9 protein-coding genes are annotated in these 22,743 nt (G+C 53.6%); 7 read left to right on the top strand and 2 right to left on the bottom strand.

Annotation, left to right across the window (positions count from 1 at the left end):
• The 4 genes from Q31b_RS03330 (at position 1) to Q31b_RS27835 (ending at position 9,493) form a co-directional block, all read left to right on the top strand.
• Positions 1–1,413 carry a type IV pilus modification PilV family protein gene (locus Q31b_RS03330; protein ID WP_146598210.1) on the top strand — a complete coding sequence of 471 codons (1,413 nt, stop codon included), beginning with the start codon at positions 1–3 and terminating at the stop codon, positions 1,411–1,413.
• 100 nt (positions 1,414–1,513) lie between these two features.
• Positions 1,514–7,015 carry a hypothetical protein gene (locus Q31b_RS03325; protein WP_146598209.1) on the top strand — a complete coding sequence of 1,834 codons (5,502 nt, stop codon included), beginning with the start codon at positions 1,514–1,516 and terminating at the stop codon, positions 7,013–7,015.
• A 374-nt stretch (positions 7,016–7,389) separates the two neighbouring features.
• Positions 7,390–9,132 (top strand): PulJ/GspJ family protein, encoded by a 1,743-nt coding sequence (locus Q31b_RS03320; RefSeq protein WP_231617267.1) that lies wholly within the window; start codon positions 7,390–7,392, stop codon positions 9,130–9,132.
• A 184-nt stretch (positions 9,133–9,316) separates the two neighbouring features.
• Entirely contained in the window at positions 9,317–9,493 is a 177-nt protein-coding gene (locus Q31b_RS27835; RefSeq protein ID WP_197170829.1) for a hypothetical protein, read from the top strand.
• A gap of 872 nt (positions 9,494–10,365) precedes the next feature.
• On the opposite strand, the gene Q31b_RS03310 is transcribed toward Q31b_RS27835, so the two are convergent.
• Complete coding sequence (locus Q31b_RS03310) at positions 10,366–11,262, bottom strand: aldo/keto reductase (RefSeq protein WP_146598206.1); 897 nt, start codon at positions 11,260–11,262, stop codon at positions 10,366–10,368.
• A gap of 202 nt (positions 11,263–11,464) precedes the next feature.
• Positions 11,465–15,166: a methionine synthase gene (gene metH / locus Q31b_RS03305; protein ID WP_146598205.1), complete on the bottom strand. Its 3,702-nt coding sequence runs from the start codon at positions 15,164–15,166 to the stop codon at positions 11,465–11,467.
• A gap of 375 nt (positions 15,167–15,541) precedes the next feature.
• Here metH and Q31b_RS03300 point away from each other — a divergent pair, with 375 nt between their 5' ends.
• The 3 genes from Q31b_RS03300 (at position 15,542) to rpoB (ending at position 22,568) form a co-directional block, all read left to right on the top strand.
• Positions 15,542–16,462 carry a hypothetical protein gene (locus Q31b_RS03300; protein ID WP_146598204.1) on the top strand — a complete coding sequence of 307 codons (921 nt, stop codon included), beginning with the start codon at positions 15,542–15,544 and terminating at the stop codon, positions 16,460–16,462.
• 59 nt (positions 16,463–16,521) lie between these two features.
• A complete protein-coding gene (locus Q31b_RS03295; protein WP_197170827.1) occupies positions 16,522–18,159 on the top strand; it encodes a P-loop NTPase in 1,638 nt (545 codons plus the stop codon).
• Positions 18,160–18,845: 686 nt separating this feature from the next.
• The gene (rpoB, locus tag Q31b_RS03290; protein WP_146598202.1) at positions 18,846–22,568 is read left to right on the top strand and encodes a DNA-directed RNA polymerase subunit beta; all 3,723 of its coding nucleotides are present in this window, start codon (positions 18,846–18,848) and stop codon (positions 22,566–22,568) included.
• Positions 22,569–22,743 lie beyond the last annotated feature (175 nt).

Raw genomic sequence — 22,743 nt, 5'->3', positions numbered from 1 at the left:
ATGAGCAATCCCATCATTCAACAACGATCAAAACACCAGCCTCAAGGTTTCACCTGCGAGCCGATAGCGGTCACATCCGAAATCGTCTCTCTCATGCAGCCCATAGCGGTTTCACCTTTCGCTTCATCCTCCCGGCGAAGCCAGGGAGGGTCGGGAAACGAGTCTGTAGCTTACCCCATCGGCTCACGCCGTCGCTTGGCAGTGACGCTGATTGAAGTGGTCTTTTCAATCGGTGTGATCTTGATTGGCTTGGTCGGTTTGATGTCGATTTTGCCATTGGCCGGACACCGTGCGCAAGACTCGATCGATTTCTCGGTCGGAGCGGCTGTCGCGGATTCGGTTGCCGATGAGATTTTGGCGAGAGACTTGATTTCAAGCGGCACTTTAGCTTTGGCCGACGGGATAACTGCTTTTACAAGGACCACTCAAAATGTTGGGGGGACGGATTTTGTGTTTGTGGAACCGTTCTGTGTCGATCCATTGCTTATCGCAGATCGGCCAATTCAGACCGAATCGGGTACACCATCGAGTGGCTCGTTTAATGCCGCCGTCTTTCCGATGTTTGGTGCTGTGAGCGATCCATTGCTAAATCCTTCCACGGCGAATTCTTTAGCCACGACGGGCTTTGCTAACCAACCCAGAATGGCACGTCTTGGATTGCCTGCGTTGGGTTTGACGGCCAACCAACGACTGGAGGTCGCTCGGACGCTTGTCGAACGATTCGATGATATCAATTTTGTTCGTCCCAAGGATCGATCGTTACCCGCATCGCTAAACGGATTGACGGCCGTGAGTAATGGTGTCGAATTTGGCCGAAGTGTTCCGACGGGTGAGTACAGTTGGATCGTTACCGTCGACCCCGACCAGACCAGTCGTTATGCGTCGATGTCGGTTGTGGTTTTGCGAAATCGAGATCGGGTGACAGAATTTCCGAATGATGATACGGTCGAACCGGCATCGAACATCCAATCTGAACGTCTTGCCTATGTGGCGAATTCGGTTGGTTTCACAGGCGGTTCGGGAGGCCAGGTTACGCTGCTTTGGACGGGAAACATTACGCCAAACCTTCGCTCGAATGATTGGGTCATGCTTTCGCGAACCCTGCGTCCAACGACGTCTCCCGCTTCGCCGTTAGCTCAACGTCAAGTCCATCGTTGGTACCGCGTCGTATCGACCGATGCCGAGGCACAGCGTCTCGTCCCGACCTCGGATACCGAGGTCGATGGAATCACCGTCCCATCATCGAGCGGGCGGACGGGTACCGAGGTTTGGAAACGGACGGTGATGTTATCGGGACCGGATTGGGCGTTCGATGCCAGTCCGCACAGCGGCGGGAATTTTGCAACCTATGCAACGATCATGGACGGTGTTGTCTCGGTAACCGAGCGAACGATATCGCTCGCGGATTTTTGACAAGGACGTAACGAGCCGATTGTCACCGCACCTGCGCCAATCAACCAATACACCATCTTATCTAAGCCAAATGAAAAAATCCTCTCATAGGATCAAACCGATGAAACGCCAACCCAAATCCGGCATCATCTTGCTCGTCGTCCTCAGCATGCTGACGTTCTTCAGTTTGCTGTTAGCAGCCTACCTGGTCTTCAGCAACCAATCGCGACAATCCGCCTTCGCGATGGCCAGTCGGACGACGCACGCGCCACAGCCCAACCAGCTCCTCGACGATGCGCTGATGACGCTGATTCGTGGGACCGGGGACGTGAACGATCCCTTTTACGGGGAAGACTTGTTGAGTGATTTTTACGGACGTAGAGATGCTCACGAAGGTATCGTCGCTGGCAGCACCATTGCGTTAGGGCCAGCGTACTTCAACAGTGGCACGGTCGGTGGGTTTATCCGTTTTCCAATTCAGCAAGTTGGCAACACGCGTATCATTGACGAACCCTACGATGACGTCCTGACAGGACGATTGATTACGTTTGAAGAAGGACCGCTGGCGAATCGTACCTATCGGATTCTACGGTCGATCTACCGTACCTCTTCGCTGAACACCGACGACGTTTTTATCGAGCTTGATGGTGATGAAGGTTTGGAACTGTCGCCGACACCCACGCAGGTCCGTACTCTCTTTTATGCAAACCCTGCTGACGAAACGACCGCCGGCTATCCATTGCACTTGAATGGTGTACCACGAAATTCAAAGGGGGTCGGATTTGACGGAACCGCCGTGACGGCAACCGCGATCGCACCACAACAGGATACTGTCGCTGGGATACCTGCGAACATTGGTTTCAGCGATTTGCCAATGGCGCTCCAACCGAACCATCTTCGCCAAACCGTCAATAAATCGTTAACGGTAGGCGATTTCGATGAAGGATATGATGCGGCCGATTTCAATAATTGGTTTTTGAGTGCTCGGGATTACCAAGGCAATGTGATTCCGTCATTCCATCGGCCATCGGTTATCAATTACATCTTGAACCAAGCGAATACAAACGGGTCGTATGACTGGGTCATCGCCGATCCCATATCGCCTGACCCGACCGACCCGACCGTCGATGACTATCGCAATTTATTGATGAGTTTGGCTCGCGGCACCTTCCGCCCATTACCGTTTGGCGCTTACCAATTTGGTTCAAGTAGCGTCGCGATGGCCGAGGACTTCAATGGCGGCAGCAGCGAGTTTGCTCTTCGCACTCCGATTCGATTGATTGGAGCGGCCGATACCCCTTTTACGAGTGCTCACTTCCGTTTGGATCAACTCGCCCGATCCTTGGTGAGAGGCGAGTGGGACGTTGACAATGACGGGGACGGCAAGAACGACAGTATTTGGATGAACCTCAATTTGCCAATCATCCTATCGCCCGAGGGAAAATTGCTGCGTCCAATGATTGCACCGATGATCGAAGATCTTAGTGGTCGTTTGAATGTGAATGCCCACGGCAATACTCAAATACAATTCCAAACCGCTGCGATGAGATCCGATGGAGCTGAATGGGCGGGATCACGCTATCCATTCAACGACACGAACAACGACGCGACCATATTTCGTGGCGTTGGATATGGGCCTGCCGAGATCACGATCCCAATGACTTCGAACTCGGGTTTGATCGCCGATACGAGCATTGAAACGGGGTTGGCGGCGATACAAACCGATCGCTTGGTGGGGGACGCTGGCAGAGCGACACAATTGCCAGGTCAATTCGACGCGGATGCGTTGGATGTTTTGCGGACCGGGCCGCGCCCTCCAGCTCAGTTGTTGGGGAACGGCTACGGCTATTCCATCGATCCCTTCGGACGCGGTGGGATTGGAATCGGACGAGGCGGTAACTTGGTTGCAGCCGAATCGGGTAGGATCATTGCCTTTGATGACCCAGCGACGACGGTGATCGAGCCGACGATCAATGAAGCGGTCAACGACCCCTACGAGATGGATCCGACGGGCCGCCTTAGCGGCGATGAAATGTTCACGCTCGACGAACTCGAAGCGATCTTGCGTTCCTCCGAGTTTGATACCGATGTCCTGCCGCAGCGTTTGCGAAATCACGTCGCGCAACTGATCGAAAGCCACCAAGAGTTTTCTCGGGCATTGACGACTCGCAGTCTGTCAAGCGATTCGCTACCGACAATCGATTCGACCGAAGAAAGTCCGTTGGTTGCCCTCGTCAAAACAATGCAACTCATGGGTGGATCGACGTTGACGAATGCTCAGATCGCTCAACTTATTGCACCAGAGATTCGACTTGGTCGCAAACTGGATATCAATCGTCCGCTCGGAAATGGGATCGATGATCTGGGGACTCCCCTCGTCGACGATGATGGTGATGGAAACGTGGACGAAGCGGACGAGCGGAACGGGGTGATTGACGAACCGTTTGAAGCGATGTCTGAAACCGAAGCGTTTGTCGTGTCGCCTGGATCTGGACAAGTGGTCCCCACGGAGTTTCAGTCAAATCCGCCGACCTATACGTTTGGTGAAACGACCGTGCAGCCGGGCCAGCTCCTGGCTCGGCATCTGTATACATTGATGATGGCTTTAACGAATGACGGTGTTGCTTTCCCCTCGGTATCTGGTGCGCCTCCGGCAAGTTTTGATTCTGCTCTTTACAAGGCTCGACGCATTGCCCAGTGGGCGGTGAACGTGGTTGACTATCGCGATCCCGATTCGATCATGACTCGGTTCCCCTACGATCCCAATCCGTTTGACGCGACTGGCTGGAGTCCCCCGACGACGTCCGTGGTTTGGGGCGTCGAAGCACCTGAGTTAGTATTGACCGAGTCAATGGCCTTTCACGACATTCGTTGTCGCGACACCGATCGCGACACAACTGGCAATGACCTGGGAGATACACCGGCCGACAACGACACGGATCAAATCCGAATCCCTGAAGGTTCACTGTTTTTGGAATTGTATTGTCCACGGCCTGCAACGAACGTCTTGACGACGACCAGCACACTGGGTGACGAGACCAGCAAATCGGGAATTCCGCTAGAGCTATACGAACTACTTCCCACGGGGACTGGCGAGCATTTTCTCGACCTCGATCGACTGGCTCCTCCGCAAACTGGTGGGACGGTCGGTGCTCCGGTGTGGCGAATTGCCATTAGTGAACCGCATGTTGCAGGATCGGGAAAACAGAACGCGAACCCAGAGAGGCTTCGAGCCAATCTGCCTGATAGCGCCTCGTTCGAACCGCGAGACCCCGATGAACTCGATCCCACTTCAACAGAGACACTCAATTACGACCGATTCATTTGGTTTAACAATTTTGGAAATGCAGCCGTCGACCCAGCAGCTTCTTTAACGTTGATCGACGAAGTGATTGCTGAAAATGTCATCACGGGAATGAACGCAAACCAGGTGTTTTTTCCACCTCCTTCGGTTGCGTTCAATAGCAACCGAACGATAGAGCCTGGCCAATATTTGTGTTTAGCTCCAAGGAGCACGACGGTTCTCGGTTCAAAAGAGTTCAATGTGGGGGCTTATCCCGGAGTACCAAGCGAGCAAGGCTTCGAGGCAACCAGCGGCGGACTGCTCCAATATCGACACGATGGAGGCCGTTTGACGCCCGACATGATGGCGGCAAATAGTTTCGTTGGCCTGGCTTCCTCGTTGGTGATTGGGGCACCGAGGCCAGCGACGCTCTGGGGATCAGCGGACGACGTGTTCGCCGATGATGTGGTTGGGTTGAATGTTTCCGAACCGCTTCCCAATGGTACGAACTACTATCCGGAACCAATGTTGACCCTCAACGGCACCGTTGATTTGGATGGTGCAGGTGGAATTGATTATGCGCTAACGGATGCGTATGTCGATTTTTCGACGAGTGGCAACACCGCTCTCGATGAACCCTTAGACATCGACATTGATCGGCTGCCCGATGATGGTAAGGAGTTAGAACTAGGTACCATTGAAGAATACTGTTCCGTGTTTCTGCAGCGATTGGCCGATCCATTGCAACCCTACAATGCGGTTACAAATCCTTACCGCACCGTCGATTGGATGAACGTCGATCTGACCATCTTTAATGGAGAAGACCGCGATACCGATTACAGTGGTCCAAAAACCTACGCCCGACGAAGTCGTCAAAAGAACGGGTTTGTCAAACGGGTAACGGGCGCACCGATACAGGGAAATTCGTTGTACTCGTACGAGACCGATTTCTCGGGACCGCAGTTGCCGCTTGATAACGCGGCACTCGACTACTTTTCGTTTTCTACAACGCCTGCGAGTGCTCACATTTGGAGTTCCTTTGGTTTTCTAAATACGGACACGTTGCCTTGGGCTGCGACGGTGACACCAACGCTTGCCGCAACGATGAACCCTGGGTTTGTCGGTTTTGCAACGACCATCGGCAGTGAGGGCATGACCGCTAATAACGTAATCGGCCAAGACCGCGGCTTACCGATCATTCCGTTCGCCATTCACCCTTGGCTGAACCGTCCTTACGCAACGCATTTGGAATTGATGATGGTCCCGGCATGTTCACAAGGACGGCTGTTTGAAGAGTTTAGCTTTGATCCCGGTGGAGCAAACCCTGCGGTTTACCCGACCACCGGAAACGGTGAAGATCCGGCCGTTTTCAATGCAACGTTTCGACATCTGTTGAACTTCTTCCACGATAGTGAAGACAGTGCCGATTCGGCCCACTTTGCAAGAATTTTCGATTTCGTTCATACATTGCCTCGCTATCGTGGCGAAGTGGAGTATCTAAACCGTAGCCGCCTTGAGGCACATACAGACCTCGCCGAGATGCGGTCCCTGCTACTGCCACCATTTAACTTGACCTTCGACAACCTCCGTGAAGGCACGGTGAATCTCAACACCTTGGCCGAGTTTCCAGTCTGGGCCGGATTGATGCAGGGCCACCTGAATCCTGCTGAGTTCTCATCGTTAACAGGTTCGGGAACAGCGACTCAATTGTCGTTTGAGTCGTTCTTGAACAGTCGGCGCGGGTATGCCGTTCCTGGTGGCGCGATGACGCAAGTGACGGCAGCATCCGGCCCTTTCAATTACATGCCAGACCAACTTGACCACCGGTTCCCGACCCAATTTGCGGGCGTCTTCAAAAACACGCTCGATGCAAAGGATGCACCCGCACTGCGTGATGCGACGGCAACCGATCTGCTACGTCGACGAGGAGTAAACGGGACGTTGATGCGTGGCTCTGGCATTCTCGAGTCAAACGATCCTAATAACGGCGGTGTGCTAACCTTGCCGCCGATGTTTGTCAGAGACCAAGGTCAACTTCCGACGGGTTCGCTCCACCGTGATCGGGCTCGTAATCCCTTCATGCGATACCAAACCTTAATGCGGATGCCGAACCTGGTTTCGGATAACTCGCAAATCTTCTTGGTGCGTTTGACGCTCGGCTTCTTTGAAGTCGACAAGAATGACGTCAATCGTTTGGGTGCAGAATACAAGGAGTCGACGGGTGAGAACGAACGTTACCAGGCGATGTTCATTGTCGATCGCTCGATTCCGGTCGGCTTCAAACCAGGTGAAGACCTGAATGCTCGTGATACAGTTATTTTTGAACGGTTTTACCAATGATGTGGGAACGCGACTTAGATCCTCCCCCGGCTCTGGAGGTCGTGCCGCTTTCAAGTGCAACATGGCAAACAACATACAACCTCTCTCAAGCGAAGCTTGGGGGAGGTCGAACGGGCGTAAGCCTCGTTCGGGAGGGGGCCTACGCGATCTGCTTCGTGCGAGTGCCGCACCGGCCCCCTCCCTCGCGAACGCCTTAAGAGCGTCACCGACCTCCCCCGGCTGCGCCGGGGGAGGTGCACCTAGCGTAAACGCTTGTAAAACAAGCACTTAAAAGCGGCACGACCTCTCCGCCGGGGGACGTAAGGGACGTAATAAACTTGAACACTATTTCATAGAAACACGAAACGATGAATCAACCAACCCGACGAACGACGATGACAAAACGATCCGGCTTTACGCTTGTCGAGATGCTCGTCGCGATGGCGGTGACGCTATTGATGATGGCGGCACTCGCTCGCGCGTTTGCGTTTGTTGGCGAACGTGTGCGTGATAGTCGTGGCAATGTGGGACTGACGAACGAACTTCGCGATGTCACCACGCGGCTTCGAGATGAATTGAGCCGATGCACCGTCACACTCGAACCCAATACGGGAGGCCTCGATCAGGCTGGCTACTTTTTGTACTACGAAGGGCCGATGAGTAATGCGACTTCATCGATCTTTGGTGATACCGTTAAAGAGGATGTCGCTGAGAAAGGGCAACCCGTTTCCTCCCGTTATGGCGACTTGGATGACTATTTGGCGTTTACGGCGGTAGCAGAACCAGGATCCTGGTTCACCGGAAAAGTGCCAGCTTATGTTTTAACGGGAGCCGCCGCAGTACCGAATGCTCCTATGGTCTCCATCCAATCCAAGTACGCAGAGATTATTTACTTTGCCAATGCTGATCGAGACGCAACGGGGACGATCATTGATTTGGACGACGATGGATTGCCGGATCGTGTGTCGCTCTATCGACGAGTCCTGCTCATTCGTCCTGACTTGAATTCATTAGCGACAATAACAGGAATTCCCTATACACCACTTATGCCCGCGGTTCCAAATTGGCTAACGGCAATGGCTGACGTTCATCAGATGTGTGATCTGTCGTTGCGACGCGGGATTGACTCGAACGGAAACGCAACGGGTGAAGTATTCGCCAACTCGTTGGCCGATTTGTCAAAGCCGCACAATCGGTTTGCACATGTGCGAAAACCCTTCGGAGCGAATTATACTTCGATGCCGGTTCTGGCCCTCGAACCTCCACTAAGCCTCTTAATCAACACGCCGGTGGACGGAACACCGCCACTACTACGTCCGGTTGATACCTCAACGAACAAGGATCCCATCGTTTTAGAGAATGAGCATGGTGGGTTTCTTCAAGCCGATTTCGTGCTCTCAGGAGATCGACTTGGAGAAGATCTCGTCGCCAGCAATTGTCGCGCTTTTGACCTTCAGATCTTTGACAAATCCGCTCCTTTCAAGCTGACAACGAACAATCTTGTGGTTGGACCTTCGGATGTCGGATTTCGTGAAGCATTGAAAGAATCGACGACTGGCTGGATCGACGGAGGTGGCTTTGTTGATCTGGCATACTTGATGCAGGCAGGCGGACCGGCCAGAGGATGGCAAGCCCGATTGCTGGCACTCAATGAGGCGGGGAATGCGGGTAATACGGCGTTCACCGCTAGTCCCTCGGTTCCGATCAGCCGACTTCAATCCGAGTTTTCAGGGTTGGATCCGACGGCTACCACCTATCCGACGCTAGCGATTCACGCTTATCCGTCGTCCCTTTTCAAATCGGGACGCGTTATCGTCGATAACAATGACCAGATCGTCTTTTTTCAACCTGCGTTTGATACGTACACGTCGGCCTACGAGAGAGACGGTTTCTTGCAGCGAGTTCCGGCTTCCTATCACGGCGGCGTGCTTTGGAATGTGAATACAGTCGTTGACGCCGACGAAGGGGCCGACGGCATCGACAACAACGGCGTCAGCGGAGTCGATGACTTCTTGGAACGAGATACCTCGGCTCCCTTCACTGCACGCCCTGAAGCGATCCGCATTACGGTCAGGCAAGAGAATCCCGGAACACGCCAACTCCAACAAATGTCGGTCATCCACCGCGATAATCGGTAGGCGAAGTGCGTACAACCGAGTTCTTCCTCAGCGTTTGTCGAAATACAATCGACGGGCGGTTTTTCTCTTGGTTGATCAACCCTGTATTGCTTCAGCTGAATCTGGAGTTTGCCGTTGATCGAATTTTTCGATTGTCCGAAGAAGGACTTTACGATGACACGATCTCGACGAACGTTTACCGCCCATGCAAATCGACCAATGGCAGAAGCAGCTCTTTGACAACGCAGACGCCGCGTTTGCCCGGCCGGGCCGAAAGCCCAAGCCCGACAACGCGAATGACAAAAAGATCGAGGCCCTCGAAGCTAAATCCAGCTCAAAAACGAAGTCGTCGCTGATCTTCTACAGGAGCACGTTCAGCTAATAAAAGGGCTCTTCAGAAGAATTTGTGGGTTAAAAGGAAGTTGCGGAAGTTATTTTGGGGGCATGGCAGTCGCGATACCCATTGCCACTCTTGCTCGACTCCCTCGATGCTACGGAGCAAGAAGCGACGCAGATCGAACATCACCTTGATGACGACCGGCGTCGCATTGTTTTTAGGCCGGAGGCCGACATGTCCTTGCCGGTGGCGTGAGCCACCGAATCAAAGGCGTTTGGGTCGCCGCAAGGCCGGAGGCCGACACACCATCGTAATGTGTCGCCCTCCGGGCTAGTGATTCCGTTTCCATCCATTCCGGTGGCTCACGCCACCGGCAGCGGATGTTTCGGCCTCCGGCCTGTGGGTCGTTTCGGCTTCCGGCCTGTGGGATGTTTCGGCCTCCGGCCTGTGGGTCGTTACGGCTTCCGGCTTGTGGGTCGTTACGGCTTCCGGCCTGTGGGTCGTTACGGCTTCCGGCTTGTGGGTCGTTACGGCTTCCGGCCTGTGGGATGTTTCGGCTTCCGGCTTGTGGGTCGTTACGGCTTCCGGCCTGTGGGATGTTTCGGCCTCCGGCCTGTGGGTGGCGGATTACGTGAAGCACTACAACAAAGTTCGACTTCAGCGTGCCATCGGGTACGTGACACGCCACACGAAATTAGCCGGAGGAGAACTTGAAGTCTTCCCTTCGATGTTTCCGCAACGCGAAAAACCGACCGCGCTGGACCGATCATTGATTGGCACTGTCGCAAAGAGGCACGTTTGTTACCGCCACCTCATCGGTCAGTTGAGTTGGCATTGTTTTCACTTTTGGAATAACAAAGATCAGCCGTCACTCCAAGTCACGCTGAACCAATCCATCAAGAAGAAACGAATCGAGGCTAACCGAGCTTGGATACTCGGTTTTTGATCTCTGCGACCAAGTCATCCTCAAGCGGCCCTTTTGCTGCGGAGGCAACGTTTTCTTTTAAGTGCTTTTCGTTCGCTGTTCCAACAATGGTCGTACTGCATCCTGGGTGCGACAGCGTAAATCGCAAAATCAATTCAGCGCGTGAAACGTTGGCGGACACGAATTCTTCGAGGTTGGCTTCTTCCCAAACACGGTTGACTTCATCCCGTTGGATCGCGGCATCTGGTCCACCATGGGCAACGCCTCCACGTACGATGACTCCGATGCCTTTTTCGCTCGCTCGCGTGATCACCTCGTCATGTTCGGGTGCCAAGCAGGAATAGGGGACTTGAATGGTGTCAAAGACATCAAGATCGATCAGTTCGTCCAAGAGCGGTGACTTGCTCGACACACCGATGTACCGAATCAATCCTTGGTCGCGGAATCCCTTCAATTGGTCGACCAATCCTTCGCGGACCAACGTGTCCGCATCACCACCGTGAAATTGCAACAGGTCGATACGATCGGTTCGCATTCTTTTCAGTGAGGTTTGAAGATTTTTTTCGACAACCTCTTTTTTCCAGACGTGATTGATCTCTAAATGATCGTCATGTTGAACTGGAGTGCATCCACATTTCGTCGCCAAAAAGAACTCATTCCGGCGTGATCCGATAAAGCGACCAATTCGTTCTTCGGCGATTCCATAATCAGGAGCGGTGTCGATAAAGTTGATTCCCAGATCGAGAACTTGATTCAAAATCCGCTCTGCGGTCGGATCGTCAACCGTCCTGATGCCCCAGGTGTTCGGTCCACGCAGTCCCATGCTTCCGTAACCAAGCTGGGTCACTTCGATTCCGTTTTCGGTGAGCGGGCAGGTTGGTAAAGCCATCGTTTTGCTTCCTGTGATCGGGTGCTTGAAAGTATCCCAAACCCAGGGTTGCGGTTTGCTACGCTTCGCACGCAATGCCTTAACCCCGGGCTATGTTGTTTAACGCCGTTGGCGTATTTGACGAATGCAGCAACGAAAAGGAGATAACCTCAAAGCTGCTCAAAAGCGAAACTTTTGAGCCCCCAAAGCCCGCCTGCGTCCTTTACTGCGGATCGTAGGCCAAGTTCGGACTTAGCCAACGCTCGATTTCTTTTATCGACTTGCCTTTCCGCTTTGCATAGGATTCGACTTGGTCGCGAGTGATCCGGTCGACTGAAAAGTATCGCGATTGGGGATGTCCGAAGTACAAACCACTGACGGCGGCTCCTGGTGACATCGCATAGCTACTCGTTAGCTCGACGCCCGTGTTCTTCTCCGCATCCAGCAATTCGAACAGTGTTCGTTTTTCGGTATGATCGGGGCAAGCGGGGTAGCCCGCAGCGGGACGAATGCCGCGATACTTTTCGGCGATCATCTCCTCTTTGGTTAATCCCTCGGATTGCCCGAACCCCCAATCCGCGCGAGCTTTTTCGTGCATCCGTTCGGCAAACGCCTCGGCCAAGCGATCCGCGACTGCCTGGACCATGATTGCCTTATAATCATCGAGATCGGCTTTGTACTTCTTCGCCAATGCTTCGGCACCGTGACCGGTGGTGACAACGAAACCGCCAACGTAATCCTCTCGTCCACTATCGACTGGAGCGACGTAGTCGGCCAGCGAGCGGTAATCGGTCGTCCCTTTCCGTTCCCATTGTTGGCGCAGGCAATGAAGCCGTGACAATTCTTGGCTCCGCGATTCATCGCTGTAGAGTACGATGTCGTCGTCCTCGGAATTCGCGGGCCAAAAGCCGTAGGCTGCATTGGCCACGAGAAGTTTATTTTCGATGATCTCATCGAGCAGCGAATTGGCGTCATCGTAAAGTTCTCTCGCCTGTTCGCCGACAATTTTATCCTCAAAGATTTTCGGGAATTTTCCCTTCAATTCCCAAGTCATAAAGAACGGCGACCAATCGATGTAGGGTCGAATTTGCTCGAGTGGGAAATCCTTCAAAACCTCGACGCCCGTGAACGAAGGTTTGTCGACGGAAACGGTCTTCCAATCGGTTTGAAATCGTTTTTCGAGAGCGGTTGCATAGGGAACAAGTTTTTGTTGGCGATCTTTAAAACTAGCGACAAGCTGTTCTTGCAACAATCGATTTTCGGCGATGTAAGCGTCACGGTTCTCTTCGCTGATAAGCTTTTCAACCACATTCACACTGCGACTGGCGTCGAGTACATGCACGGTTGCTCCGTCGTAAGCGGGCGCAATTCGCACCGCTGTATGCTTCGCACTGGTGGTCGCCCCGCCGACTAACAGCGGTATGTTCATCTTCTTTCGTTTCATCTCTCGAGCGACATGGACCATTTCGTCTAGGCTTGGCGTGATCAAGCCGCTAAGTCCAACGATGTCGACTTGATGCTTTTCGGCTTCCTCCAGGATCGTGTCGCTGGAAACCATCACGCCCAAATCGATCACTTCGTAATTGTTACACTGCAAAACGACACCGACGATGTTCTTGCCAATATCATGGACATCCCCCTTCACCGTAGCGATCAAGAACTTTCCGCGCGCGGCATGCTCTTCGATCCCAGCGGCTTTCTTCTCTTCTTCCATAAACGGTTCGAGATAGGCGACTGCCTTCTTCATCACTCGAGCGGACTTGACCACTTGAGGCAAGAACATCTTACCGGCACCGAATAGGTCGCCGACAATGCCCATGCCATCCATCAGCGGTCCTTCGATCACTTGGATACAACGGTCGTAGTGCACGCGTGCTTCCTCGGTATCTTCGACAATGTACTTGTCGATTCCTTTGATGAGTGCGTGTCTCATTCGTTCGACAACGGGCAATTCCCGCCACGTCAAATCCTCGCCTGATTTCTTTTTGCTGCTGCCCTTGACCGTTTCGGCAAATTCCAACATTCGGTCGGTGGCATCGCTGCGACGGTTAAGCAGGACATCTTCGACATGCTCGAGAAGATCCTTGGGGATCTCTTCGTAAACCTCCAATTGCCCCGCGTTGACGATCCCCATGTCGAGACCCGCTTTGACGGCATGGTACAAGAACGCGCTATGCATCGCTTCGCGAACCGGATCGTTCCCTCGGAAACTAAAGCTAATGTTACTGACCCCGCCGCTTGTCTTTGCACCTGGGCATTCCTTTTTGATTCGGCGAACGGCGTTGATGAAATCGACCGCATAGTTATTGTGCTCATCCATCCCGGTAGCAACGGTCAGAATGTTGGGGTCAAAGATGATATCCTCGGGGGGGAAGCCGACTTTGTGAACGAGTAGATCGTAGGCCCGCTTACAAATTCGCACCTTGTTTTCTTCATCCGCAGCTTGGCCGTCCTCATCGAAGGCCATCACAACGGCGGCCGCACCGTATTGCCGAACCAACTTGGCTCGGCGGATAAACTCTTGTTCCCCATCTTTGAGGGAGATGGAGTTAACGATCGCTTTTCCTTGGACGTTTTTTAGTCCCGCTTCGATCACCTCCCAACGGCTACTGTCAATCATCACGGGAACCGAAGCCGCGACATCATCGCCCGAAATCAAACGCAAAAAACGTGTCATCGCTTCAGCACCGTCAAGCAATGCGTCATCGAAGTTGATGTCGATAATGGTCGCACCGTTAAGCACTTGTTCACGAGCCACTTCGACCGCTTCGTCATAGTTGTCGCTGCGAACCAAGCGTGCAAATTTTCGGCTGCCGGTCACGTTGGTCCGTTCACCAATCATCGTGAACGGAATCTCCGGGCGCATGACCATCGGCAATTGACCTGATAGCCGAGTGTAGACGGGACCGCTCGATTCTTGTTTTGGTTTTTTGCCTTTGACTCGTTCCGCTATGGCTGCGATGTGATCGGGCGTCGTTCCACAGCAACCGCCTAGGACATTGATCCATCCATTGTCAGCATATTCACCGACGATCTCGGCCATCTGTTTGGGACCAAGATCAAAATTGCCCATATCGTTGGGCAAACCAGCATTGGGGTGGCAACTGATGGGAATGCTCGTCGCGTTAGTCATCTCTTCGATATGACCGCGCATCACGTCCGGACCAAGCGCACAGTTCATGCCGATCGACAACAGCGGGAAATGCGAAAGCGAAGTGACAAACGCCTCGACCGATTGGCCGCTGACGAACGTCCGTCCCCCCTTATCGAACGTACCACTGACCATCACCGGAACCCGGCGACCACCCGCGGCAAAGAAATCCTCCATTGCAAACAGACATGCCTTTAAGTTTAAGGTGTCGATCGCTGTCTCGGGCATTAAAATGTCGACGCCCGCATCGGCGAGCACTTCGATTTGCGCTCGGTAGCTGTCCTTCATTTCATCAAACGTCGTATCACGGTGTGCCGGATCGGAAACGTTCGTACTGATCGCGGTTTGCCGCGTCGTCGGGCCAATCGATGCGGCGACGAAACGAGGTTTGTCTGGCGTTCGTGCGTTCCAATGATCGGTCGCACGCCGAGCGCAGGCAACGGCCGCGCGGTTGATCTCATCCACCAATGCCAACGGCAGATCGAATTCAATCATCCCAACAGGCGATGCCCCAAATGAATTGGTCTCAACAATGTCGCAGCCAGCCGCCAAGTAGGCGTCGTGAATATCGGTGATCGAGTCGGGATGCGTCAGGCAGAGCAGATCCGAAAAATTCTTTAGATCTTTGTGATGGTTTGCAAACCGCTCGCCCCGAACGGCCGCTTCGTCCAACTTCAAACGCTGAATCATGGTGCCCATCGCACCATCTAGAACTAAAATTCGTTCACGAAGCAACTCGGGAAGAAGGATGTCGGTGGGGGTGGATTGGAGCATAATGCCTGCGAGAGTCTCTGCGGGAATGGGATACGTTTGTGCGTCTCGATGCCGATTCGCAGACGAAGGCCTGCGACCTTTTACCGCCTATCTTCCTCAGAATAGGAAATTTCACAAGGTGAAATGCGATTTTAACGACCGGCCGTTGTGGGAACCACTCAGATTGTCCGCATTCAATCTTGCTTAATCGTTCAACTTTCGCTATTCCGCATAAATCGCAAGATCGTTGATGTTTTTCTAAACGTCAGGACGGCGATAAGCCGATTCTAGTTTGGGGAAACTGCGTGCCTGAGTGTTGCCCCTCCCTTGGCCAAGGAAACGGGCCAAGCAAGCCGTTTCCTAATTTGATTTTACGTTCGCCTATCGAGGTTTTCGATGCCACCTACCTTGTTCCAACTACCTAATTTGTACCGTCCGGTAGCATCGGAAGTCGCTCAAGATGCGACCGATTCCACTCAGCCGACTCTACCGCACCAGCCAGCATCCCGATCGGTAAACTCGGAACCGGTATGCTCGGAGGCGTTAAACTCGGGGCTGCCTGCTGTTGACGAATCAGAGGTTGAATCATCGAGGAGCGAAATCAAACGCATCGATAGGAAAGATTCGGCGACTTCGAATCCGCCGATCGGCAATTCGCTTCCGAAGCCATCACGGAAATCGATTCCATCCGATTGGATTCGGACGGTGCGTGCCAATGGCACCGTGTTGACGTTGCTCTTCGCAGTCATCTTGGCTGCATTATTCGTTGGCCATCGCGAGCGACAACGTGCTCAACAGGCGAGCAACGAAACTGTCGAAACGGGCACGACAGACGGCAACAAAGCTGGATTCGAAGCGTCGGTATCCGATGCATTCGCGTCGTCCGTGAAACCATCCTCACCAAGTCCAACCGCTGCGAAGTCAAGTGACGAGAGGAAACCAGCGGATTCTTCCGTGGAGGTTCCCCCAAGCCTACAGGATAGCGGAATCGAAGCAAAAACGGTGAGCGCAACCTCAAGCCGCCTCAACCCATATGCAAGCGATAGGCATGCAAGCGTGCCAGCAACCGAGTCGGCCGCTGTGGCATCCTTGCCATCGGCGACTGGGTACGCCCACACCCAAACGGACCAACCGGCCGGGCCCGATTTTACGGGGTTGGATTCGGCAGCCAAGACGGCCAATGCATCGCTCGGGGAGCCGCAAGTTGCACCCGCAAGTCAAATGTCGGAATCAGCCGTGCGGTCATCCCGTTATCCCCAAACGCCGACTCCACAAGGTATCTCGGATTGGTCCCCTTACCTCCCGCCATCTCGGTAGCGATGGCTCCCATTCGATAACCCCATTCGAACACCGTACTCCTTTGCCTGGTAGCAACCATGAACTCAAACGACCAAGACTTCGTCAAAGCGTTCTCACGCCGCATTCGACTCGGGGAAGCCGGCAACGCGTCAGCTTCAACGCCAACGCCAACGCCAACGCCAACGCCAACGCCAACGCCAACGCCAACGCCAACCGCATCGGCGCCTAACGCACAGCCAACTCCAAGCAACAGCGTTGCGATGCAAATCGCTAGGGAAAACGCTATTTCCGGTACAGCCGTGCAGGCCGCTATTGCAGAGCGACGCTCCGCTCGATCTAGCCATAAAACACCTATCAAACCACTTTCGCCCGAAGCGTCGGCGACTTGGTGGACCGATGAATCCAAAGAACGGCACTATCGGGTTGATCAGGTAGAAACGTCGGTGCTCCGCAAAGCCAGTGACACGCATCCCACGGCGGCAGCCGCCACGGCTGCAGAGGGCAAGGTTGCAGAGGGCAAGGTTGCAGCGGGCAAACAAGATGCCGGCGACATCCGGTTGGCCAACTATCGCGACGAACTCGTTGCCGAGTCGGTTTCTCAACCAAGCCCGGAATCCACGGCTAGCCCAGCAGCAGATCCGACTTCGGTTTCCCTGCCGATCGATTCGCAGTTTGTTGTCGGGCTCGCTGACCAGCAACTGCTAGAGTCTTTCTGCACCCAGCACGACACGACGCATCGAGTCGACAAGCCGCATGTCAAGTTCTTTGTGCAGTCACTGCAGCGGAGAACGAAGAGCCGAGCGAGCGAGCAAGCGGTAGCCGAGCAAGCGGCAAACGAGCAAGCGGCAAACGAGCAAGCAGTAGCCGAGCAAGCGGCAAACGAGCAAGTAGCCCCCCCGAGCGAGGAGCAGCTTTTAAGTGAATCAGCAGCGATGATCCAAGAGGTGGCTAGTCAAGTTTCCGAAGCTTCTTCGCCACCGCCGCGTGTCGCGGAGATTGAGGATGCCGTTGCGGAAGATCCGTTGACTGAAAGTGATGCGGTTGAACTTGCGAAGGAAGAGGAAGCCGTCGTTTTCAAACCAGCATGGGAAGTCGATCAATTTGCGTTGCCCACCAACGTTGGCAAACTGTTTTTTGACGGCGAAGTGTTTCAGCAGATCGCCGAACAGATGCTGGAAGCGGTGGAAACGGGTTTAGCCAGTATTCTCGTTACTAGTGTTAACGGGGAAGAAGGGCGAAGTACGGTGGCGATCGGGATTGCGATGGCCGCTGCGGCGGCTGGCATCCGGGTTGCGCTTGTCGACGGCGATATTGCCTACCCAACACTGATCGATGAATTGGGCTTGGATATCGAGTCCGATTGGCTAGAGTCGATTCGCAGCGAGACGGCGCTCAGCAGCGTAGCGGTCCATTCTGTCGAGGATGGCTTAACCTTTCTGCCGCTGTTGCCATGCGAACGTGGTAAAGAAGCCACGGAAGCGGAGACGAAAGAATTGATCGACACGCTCAAGACAAGTTTCGATCTTGTCATTGTCGACGGGACGATCGGTGATTTGCCCGCGACCAATTGGTGTGCCGAGGCGGTCGACAGTGTCATGATTGTCCAAGACGTCGGGCACACGAAAACCGAGGACGTCAAGCGTTTGAGCGACCGTCTGCTTGGCCTTGGCGTCAAAGGGATCGGCATCGTCGAGAATTTCGCTGAAAACTCATAGCGGATCTTGTTCGAGTTCGTGCGGTGCGGGGATCGCGACCGCGAGAATCGTTCGCGATGCCGATGTGGTGGCGTGTGCAAAAAAATCGGGAGGCGCCAACGCTCTTTTATGGTTGGAGACGCTCAAAAGAAAAATATATTTTTCTCAAAAATATTTTGGTTATTTTTGAAAAAAGTTTGAGTGTAACCGAAGAGAGTCCCTTGGGACCGAATTAAGGCCAAGTCCGTGCCGCAAGTAAAAAAGTTTTTTGCTAGGGCTATTTCGGTTTTTTTGACGTTGGGCTTTGGAAAAGCCGAGTTTTGGCGGGACAATTGTGGCGGGTGCATTATTCGGGCCAAAAATCCGGAGTTGCCCTTTTCGATATTTGCCTGATCTGTTAGTGTTTCACAGTGGTATCAGGCTTGGTAATCCGTTTTGCGTCAAAATCCCGCTCTGCTGTTGTATCTGTTTGTATTGGCCCTTGGTTTGAATGGCACAGAGAATTCAGCTTTTCTTGATCCTTCAGGCACGAAAAAGCATCGTCGCTGAAGGTCTGCGCTAAACGTTTTTCTAGTCCGAAATCGCAATCTCCGCTTCGGTTCTTTTCTGAAAATGACTTTCGATTCTAGCGCTGGAAGTACAGCCGGTTCTGTCTTTTTCAGTAAAAACCGCTAACATTTGGTCCTCCCAAGGAGCACACACGCAAGATGGCAACTACGACCAAGCGTCGCCTCGAACCCACCAGCATCCGTCACTTTGGAACCGGGCTTTCGACCTTTGAGCTTCCCGATTTAACCGCCCTGCAAACGGCATCTTACGCCGAATTCTTACAAGAAGACGCTGAGCCGCTCGAACGGAAAGCGACTGGCTTGGAAGGGGTGCTGCGTGAAATTTTCCCGATCGCTAGTTACGACGGTAACATCACGGTCGACTATCTTTACTATGAATTGGGCAAGCCACGCTATACCAGTCAAGAGTGTCGGCAGCTGCGTTTGACCTATGGACGGCCGTTGCGGATTTGGCTGCGGCTCAATCGTGAAGAGCCCGTTGAAGAGGAAGTCTATTTGGGCGACTTGCCAATCATGATGGGCGGTGGTGAATTCATCATCAATGGGGCGGAGCGAGTGGTCGTTAGCCAGTTGCACCGCAGTCCTGGCGTTGACTTTGTTCTCGAGCAAGATCCGACAACCGACCGGAAATTGCCGAGTTGCCGCGTGATCCCCGAACGTGGTTCATGGATCGAGTGCAACGTGACCAAAAAGGATGCGTTGACGGTCCGGATTGACCAGAGCGGTAAATTTGCTGCGACCACGCTGTTGCGAGCAATGGACCCGCGTTTTTCGACCGATGCCGATTTGTTGAGCGCGTTTTATGAGACGATGACGATCAAGATCAGCAGCGGCAAAAGTGCTGCGAAGATCGAAGGCAAGATTGCCGTCGATGATGTGATCTACCCCAGCGAAACCGATCGTGCGGGCGAGATCATCGTTGAAGCGGGCTACAAGATTACCAAAGAGGTTGCCGAAACGATCTGCACCGCAGGCGTCAAGAGCGTCGACTGCATGGAATCGCCAAAGATTCCGCTGATCTTCAATACGTTGATGGATGACAATACCGCCAGTCACGAAGAGGCGTTGCTGCGAATCTACCAACGACTTCGTCCCGGCAACCCGCCTCAATTGGAAAAGGCTCGGACGCTTTTCCAAGAAAAATTCTTCGACGCCAATCGCTATCGCTTGGGTAAAGTCGGTCGTTTCCGACTGAACCGTAAATTGAGCATGGACATCAGCGAAGAAGAGATGACGCTGCGTCCCGATGACATGATTGCGGCGATGAAGTATTTGATCAATTTGTTCGATCCTGATTCGGGTGCCGAGATCGATGACATCGATCACCTCGGTAACCGCCGTTTGCGAACGATCGACGAGTTGGCTTGTGAGGAACTCCGCAAGGGTTTCTTGAAACTGCGGCGAACGGTCCAAGAGCGTATGAGCATCAAGGATGCTCAAGACATGTCGCCTCGTTCGTTGATCAACCCGAAGAGTGTTTCGGCAGCGATCGATTTCTTCTTCGGTCGAGGAGAATTGTCGCAGGTCGTTGACCAGACGAATCCGCTCAGCCAATTGGCTCATGAGCGTCGCTTGTCAGCACTCGGCCCCGGCGGTTTGAACCGAAAACGGGCTGGTTTTGAAGTGCGGGATGTTCACATTTCGCATTACGGTCGTATCTGTCCGATCGAGACGCCTGAAGGAACAAACATTGGCTTGATTAGTTCGCTTGCGATCTACGCGGGTGTCGATAGCTACGGTTTCTTGGTGACTCCTTACCGATTGATCAAAGAGGGTAAGGTTGTCGATGAGGTGCGTTGGCTACGAGCGGACGAAGAAAGCGAATCCTACGTCGCTCCAGCGGATACCGAAGTCGTCGACGGTGCGTTGGTGTCGGGACCGAACATGATCGCTCGCTTCCGTAGCGACTTTGAAATCGTTCAGCCTGATCAGGTCGATTTCATGGATGTCGCCCCGAGTCAAATGGTCGGCGTTTCGGCCGGTTTGATTCCGTTCCTCGAGCACGATGATGCGAACCGCGCGTTGATGGGGTCGAACATGCAGCGACAAGCGGTGCCGCTATTGGTTGCGGAACCACCGATCGTCGGTACCGGGATGGAGCGTGAAGTCGCCCGCAATAGTGCGATGGTCGTGCGTGCTCGCCGGGCTGGCAAGGTGACGTTCGCCGATTCGACACGCATCGAAATCGGTAGCGATCACTACGAGCTGAAGAAGTACCAAGGCCTCAATGAGCGAACTTGCTTGAACCAGCGGCCCATCATCAATGTCGGTGACAAGGTTGAAAAGAATCAAATCATCGCGGATGGTGCTGCCACGCGTAACGGTGAATTGGCACTCGGTCGCAACGTCTTGGTCGGCTTCATGTCGTTTGACGGTTTCAATTACGAAGACGCGATCATCATCAGCGAAGAACTGGTTCGTAACGACACGTACACCTCCATTCACATCGAAGACTTCGACGTTGAAATCCGCGAAACAAAACTGGGCCGCGAAGAGTTCACGCGAGACATTCCGAACGTGTCCGAAAAAGCACTCCGCAATTTGGACGAAACCGGAATTGTCAATGTTGGGACTTACGTCAAGCCAGGCGATATTCTGGTGGGTAAGGTCAGCCCGAAGAGCAAGACGGAACTAACGCCCGAAGAAAAATTGCTGCACGCGATCTTTGGTCGTGCAGGTGAAGATGTTAAGAACGATTCGCTCGAAGTTCCTTCGGGGATCGAAGGGATCGTTATCGATACCCACAAGTTCTCGCGGCGCATGAGTTTGTCCGAGGACGAGCGGAAGGAATTCGAAGCGGAGTTGAAGAAGGCCGAAAGCGAAGGCAATCTCGAAGTGGCAAGCACGTTTGAGGACTTGGTCCGCGAACTTGAGGAAGCCGCCGGAACGAAGCTCAACGATGCAACGGGCACCCCGCTTGCCGATGGCCAGGATCCAAAGTTTGTCGCCGAGCGAGCGGTCAATTTCCGCCTCGACCACATTCTCGATCAAGTCAAATCGGAGGATAAGAAGAGCGCGGTGCAAACCGTTTACGATCAAAATTGGAACAACGTTGAGTCGGCGATCGACAAACGCGACCGTCGACTTAACAGCATGAAGCGAGGTGATGAACTTCGTAGCGGTGTCTTGCAGATGTGCAAGATTTACGTTGCCACCAAACGAGTGATCAGCGTCGGCGATAAGATGGCAGGTCGCCACGGTAACAAGGGGGTCATTGCCAAGATCTTGCCGATCGAGGATATGCCATTCTTGCCCGATGGCACGCCGATCCAAATCATGCTCAATCCGCTCGGGGTTCCAAGTCGTATGAATGTGGGCCAGATTTTGGAAACTCACCTCGGATGGGCGGGGGCGAAACTTGGATTCCAAGCGATTACCCCAGTCTTTGACGGAGCAAGCGAAGAGGACATTAACCAGTGTCTTGCCGATGCAGGGCTTCCTGCTCACGGAAAGATTCGTTTGACCGATGGACGAACGGGTGAACCGATGGAACAAGAAACCACCGTTGGCTACATCTACATGCTGAAACTGCATCACTTGGTCGACGACAAGGTGCATGCTCGCAGTACGGGACCGTACTCGCTCATCACCCAGCAACCGCTCGGCGGCAAGGCACGGTTTGGTGGCCAACGCTTCGGTGAAATGGAGGTTTGGGCACTCGAAGCGTACGGGGCTGCTTACATCTTGCAAGAGCTGTTGACGGTCAAGAGCGATGATGTCGAAGGTCGAACAAAGATTTACGAATCGATGGTCAAGGGCGAAAACACGCTCGAGGCCGGAACGCCTGCTAGTTTCAACGTATTGACCAAGGAAATTCGAGGTTTGGCGTTGAACATGCAACTCGAAAAGCGACCAATTTAAAAGCCGCGATTAAAGTAGCCGCGTCTCTCCGAGACGCGAAGTTTCAACCCCATGGCGTCTCTCCGAGACGCAAAGGTTCAATCCTCTGGCGTCTCGGAGAGACGCAAAGGTTCAGCCCTCTGGCGTCTCGGAGAGACGCCGCTACTGGCAAACGACCCGCGTCTTGTCACGACCA

This window comes from Novipirellula aureliae, from assembly GCF_007860185.1.
Classification (GTDB): domain Bacteria; phylum Planctomycetota; class Planctomycetia; order Pirellulales; family Pirellulaceae; genus Novipirellula_A; species Novipirellula_A aureliae.
This window is presented reverse-complemented; position numbering and strand designations above follow the sequence as displayed.

What these genes read in the sequence shown, in the direction of transcription:
- Q31b_RS03330 (WP_146598210.1), top strand. Translation starts at nt 1, where the DNA reads ATGAGCAATCCCATCATTCAACAACGATCAAAACACCAGCCTCAAGGT.
- Q31b_RS03325 (WP_146598209.1), top strand. Translation starts at nt 1,514, where the DNA reads ATGAAACGCCAACCCAAATCCGGCATCATCTTGCTCGTCGTCCTCAGC.
- Q31b_RS03320 (WP_231617267.1), top strand. Translation starts at nt 7,390, where the DNA reads ATGACAAAACGATCCGGCTTTACGCTTGTCGAGATGCTCGTCGCGATG.
- Q31b_RS27835 (WP_197170829.1), top strand. Translation starts at nt 9,317, where the DNA reads ATGCAAATCGACCAATGGCAGAAGCAGCTCTTTGACAACGCAGACGCC.
- Q31b_RS03310 (WP_146598206.1), bottom strand. Translation starts at nt 11,262, where the DNA reads ATGGCTTTACCAACCTGCCCGCTCACCGAAAACGGAATCGAAGTGACC.
- metH (WP_146598205.1), bottom strand. Translation starts at nt 15,166, where the DNA reads ATGCTCCAATCCACCCCCACCGACATCCTTCTTCCCGAGTTGCTTCGT.
- Q31b_RS03300 (WP_146598204.1), top strand. Translation starts at nt 15,542, where the DNA reads ATGCCACCTACCTTGTTCCAACTACCTAATTTGTACCGTCCGGTAGCA.
- Q31b_RS03295 (WP_197170827.1), top strand. Translation starts at nt 16,522, where the DNA reads ATGAACTCAAACGACCAAGACTTCGTCAAAGCGTTCTCACGCCGCATT.
- rpoB (WP_146598202.1), top strand. Translation starts at nt 18,846, where the DNA reads ATGGCAACTACGACCAAGCGTCGCCTCGAACCCACCAGCATCCGTCAC.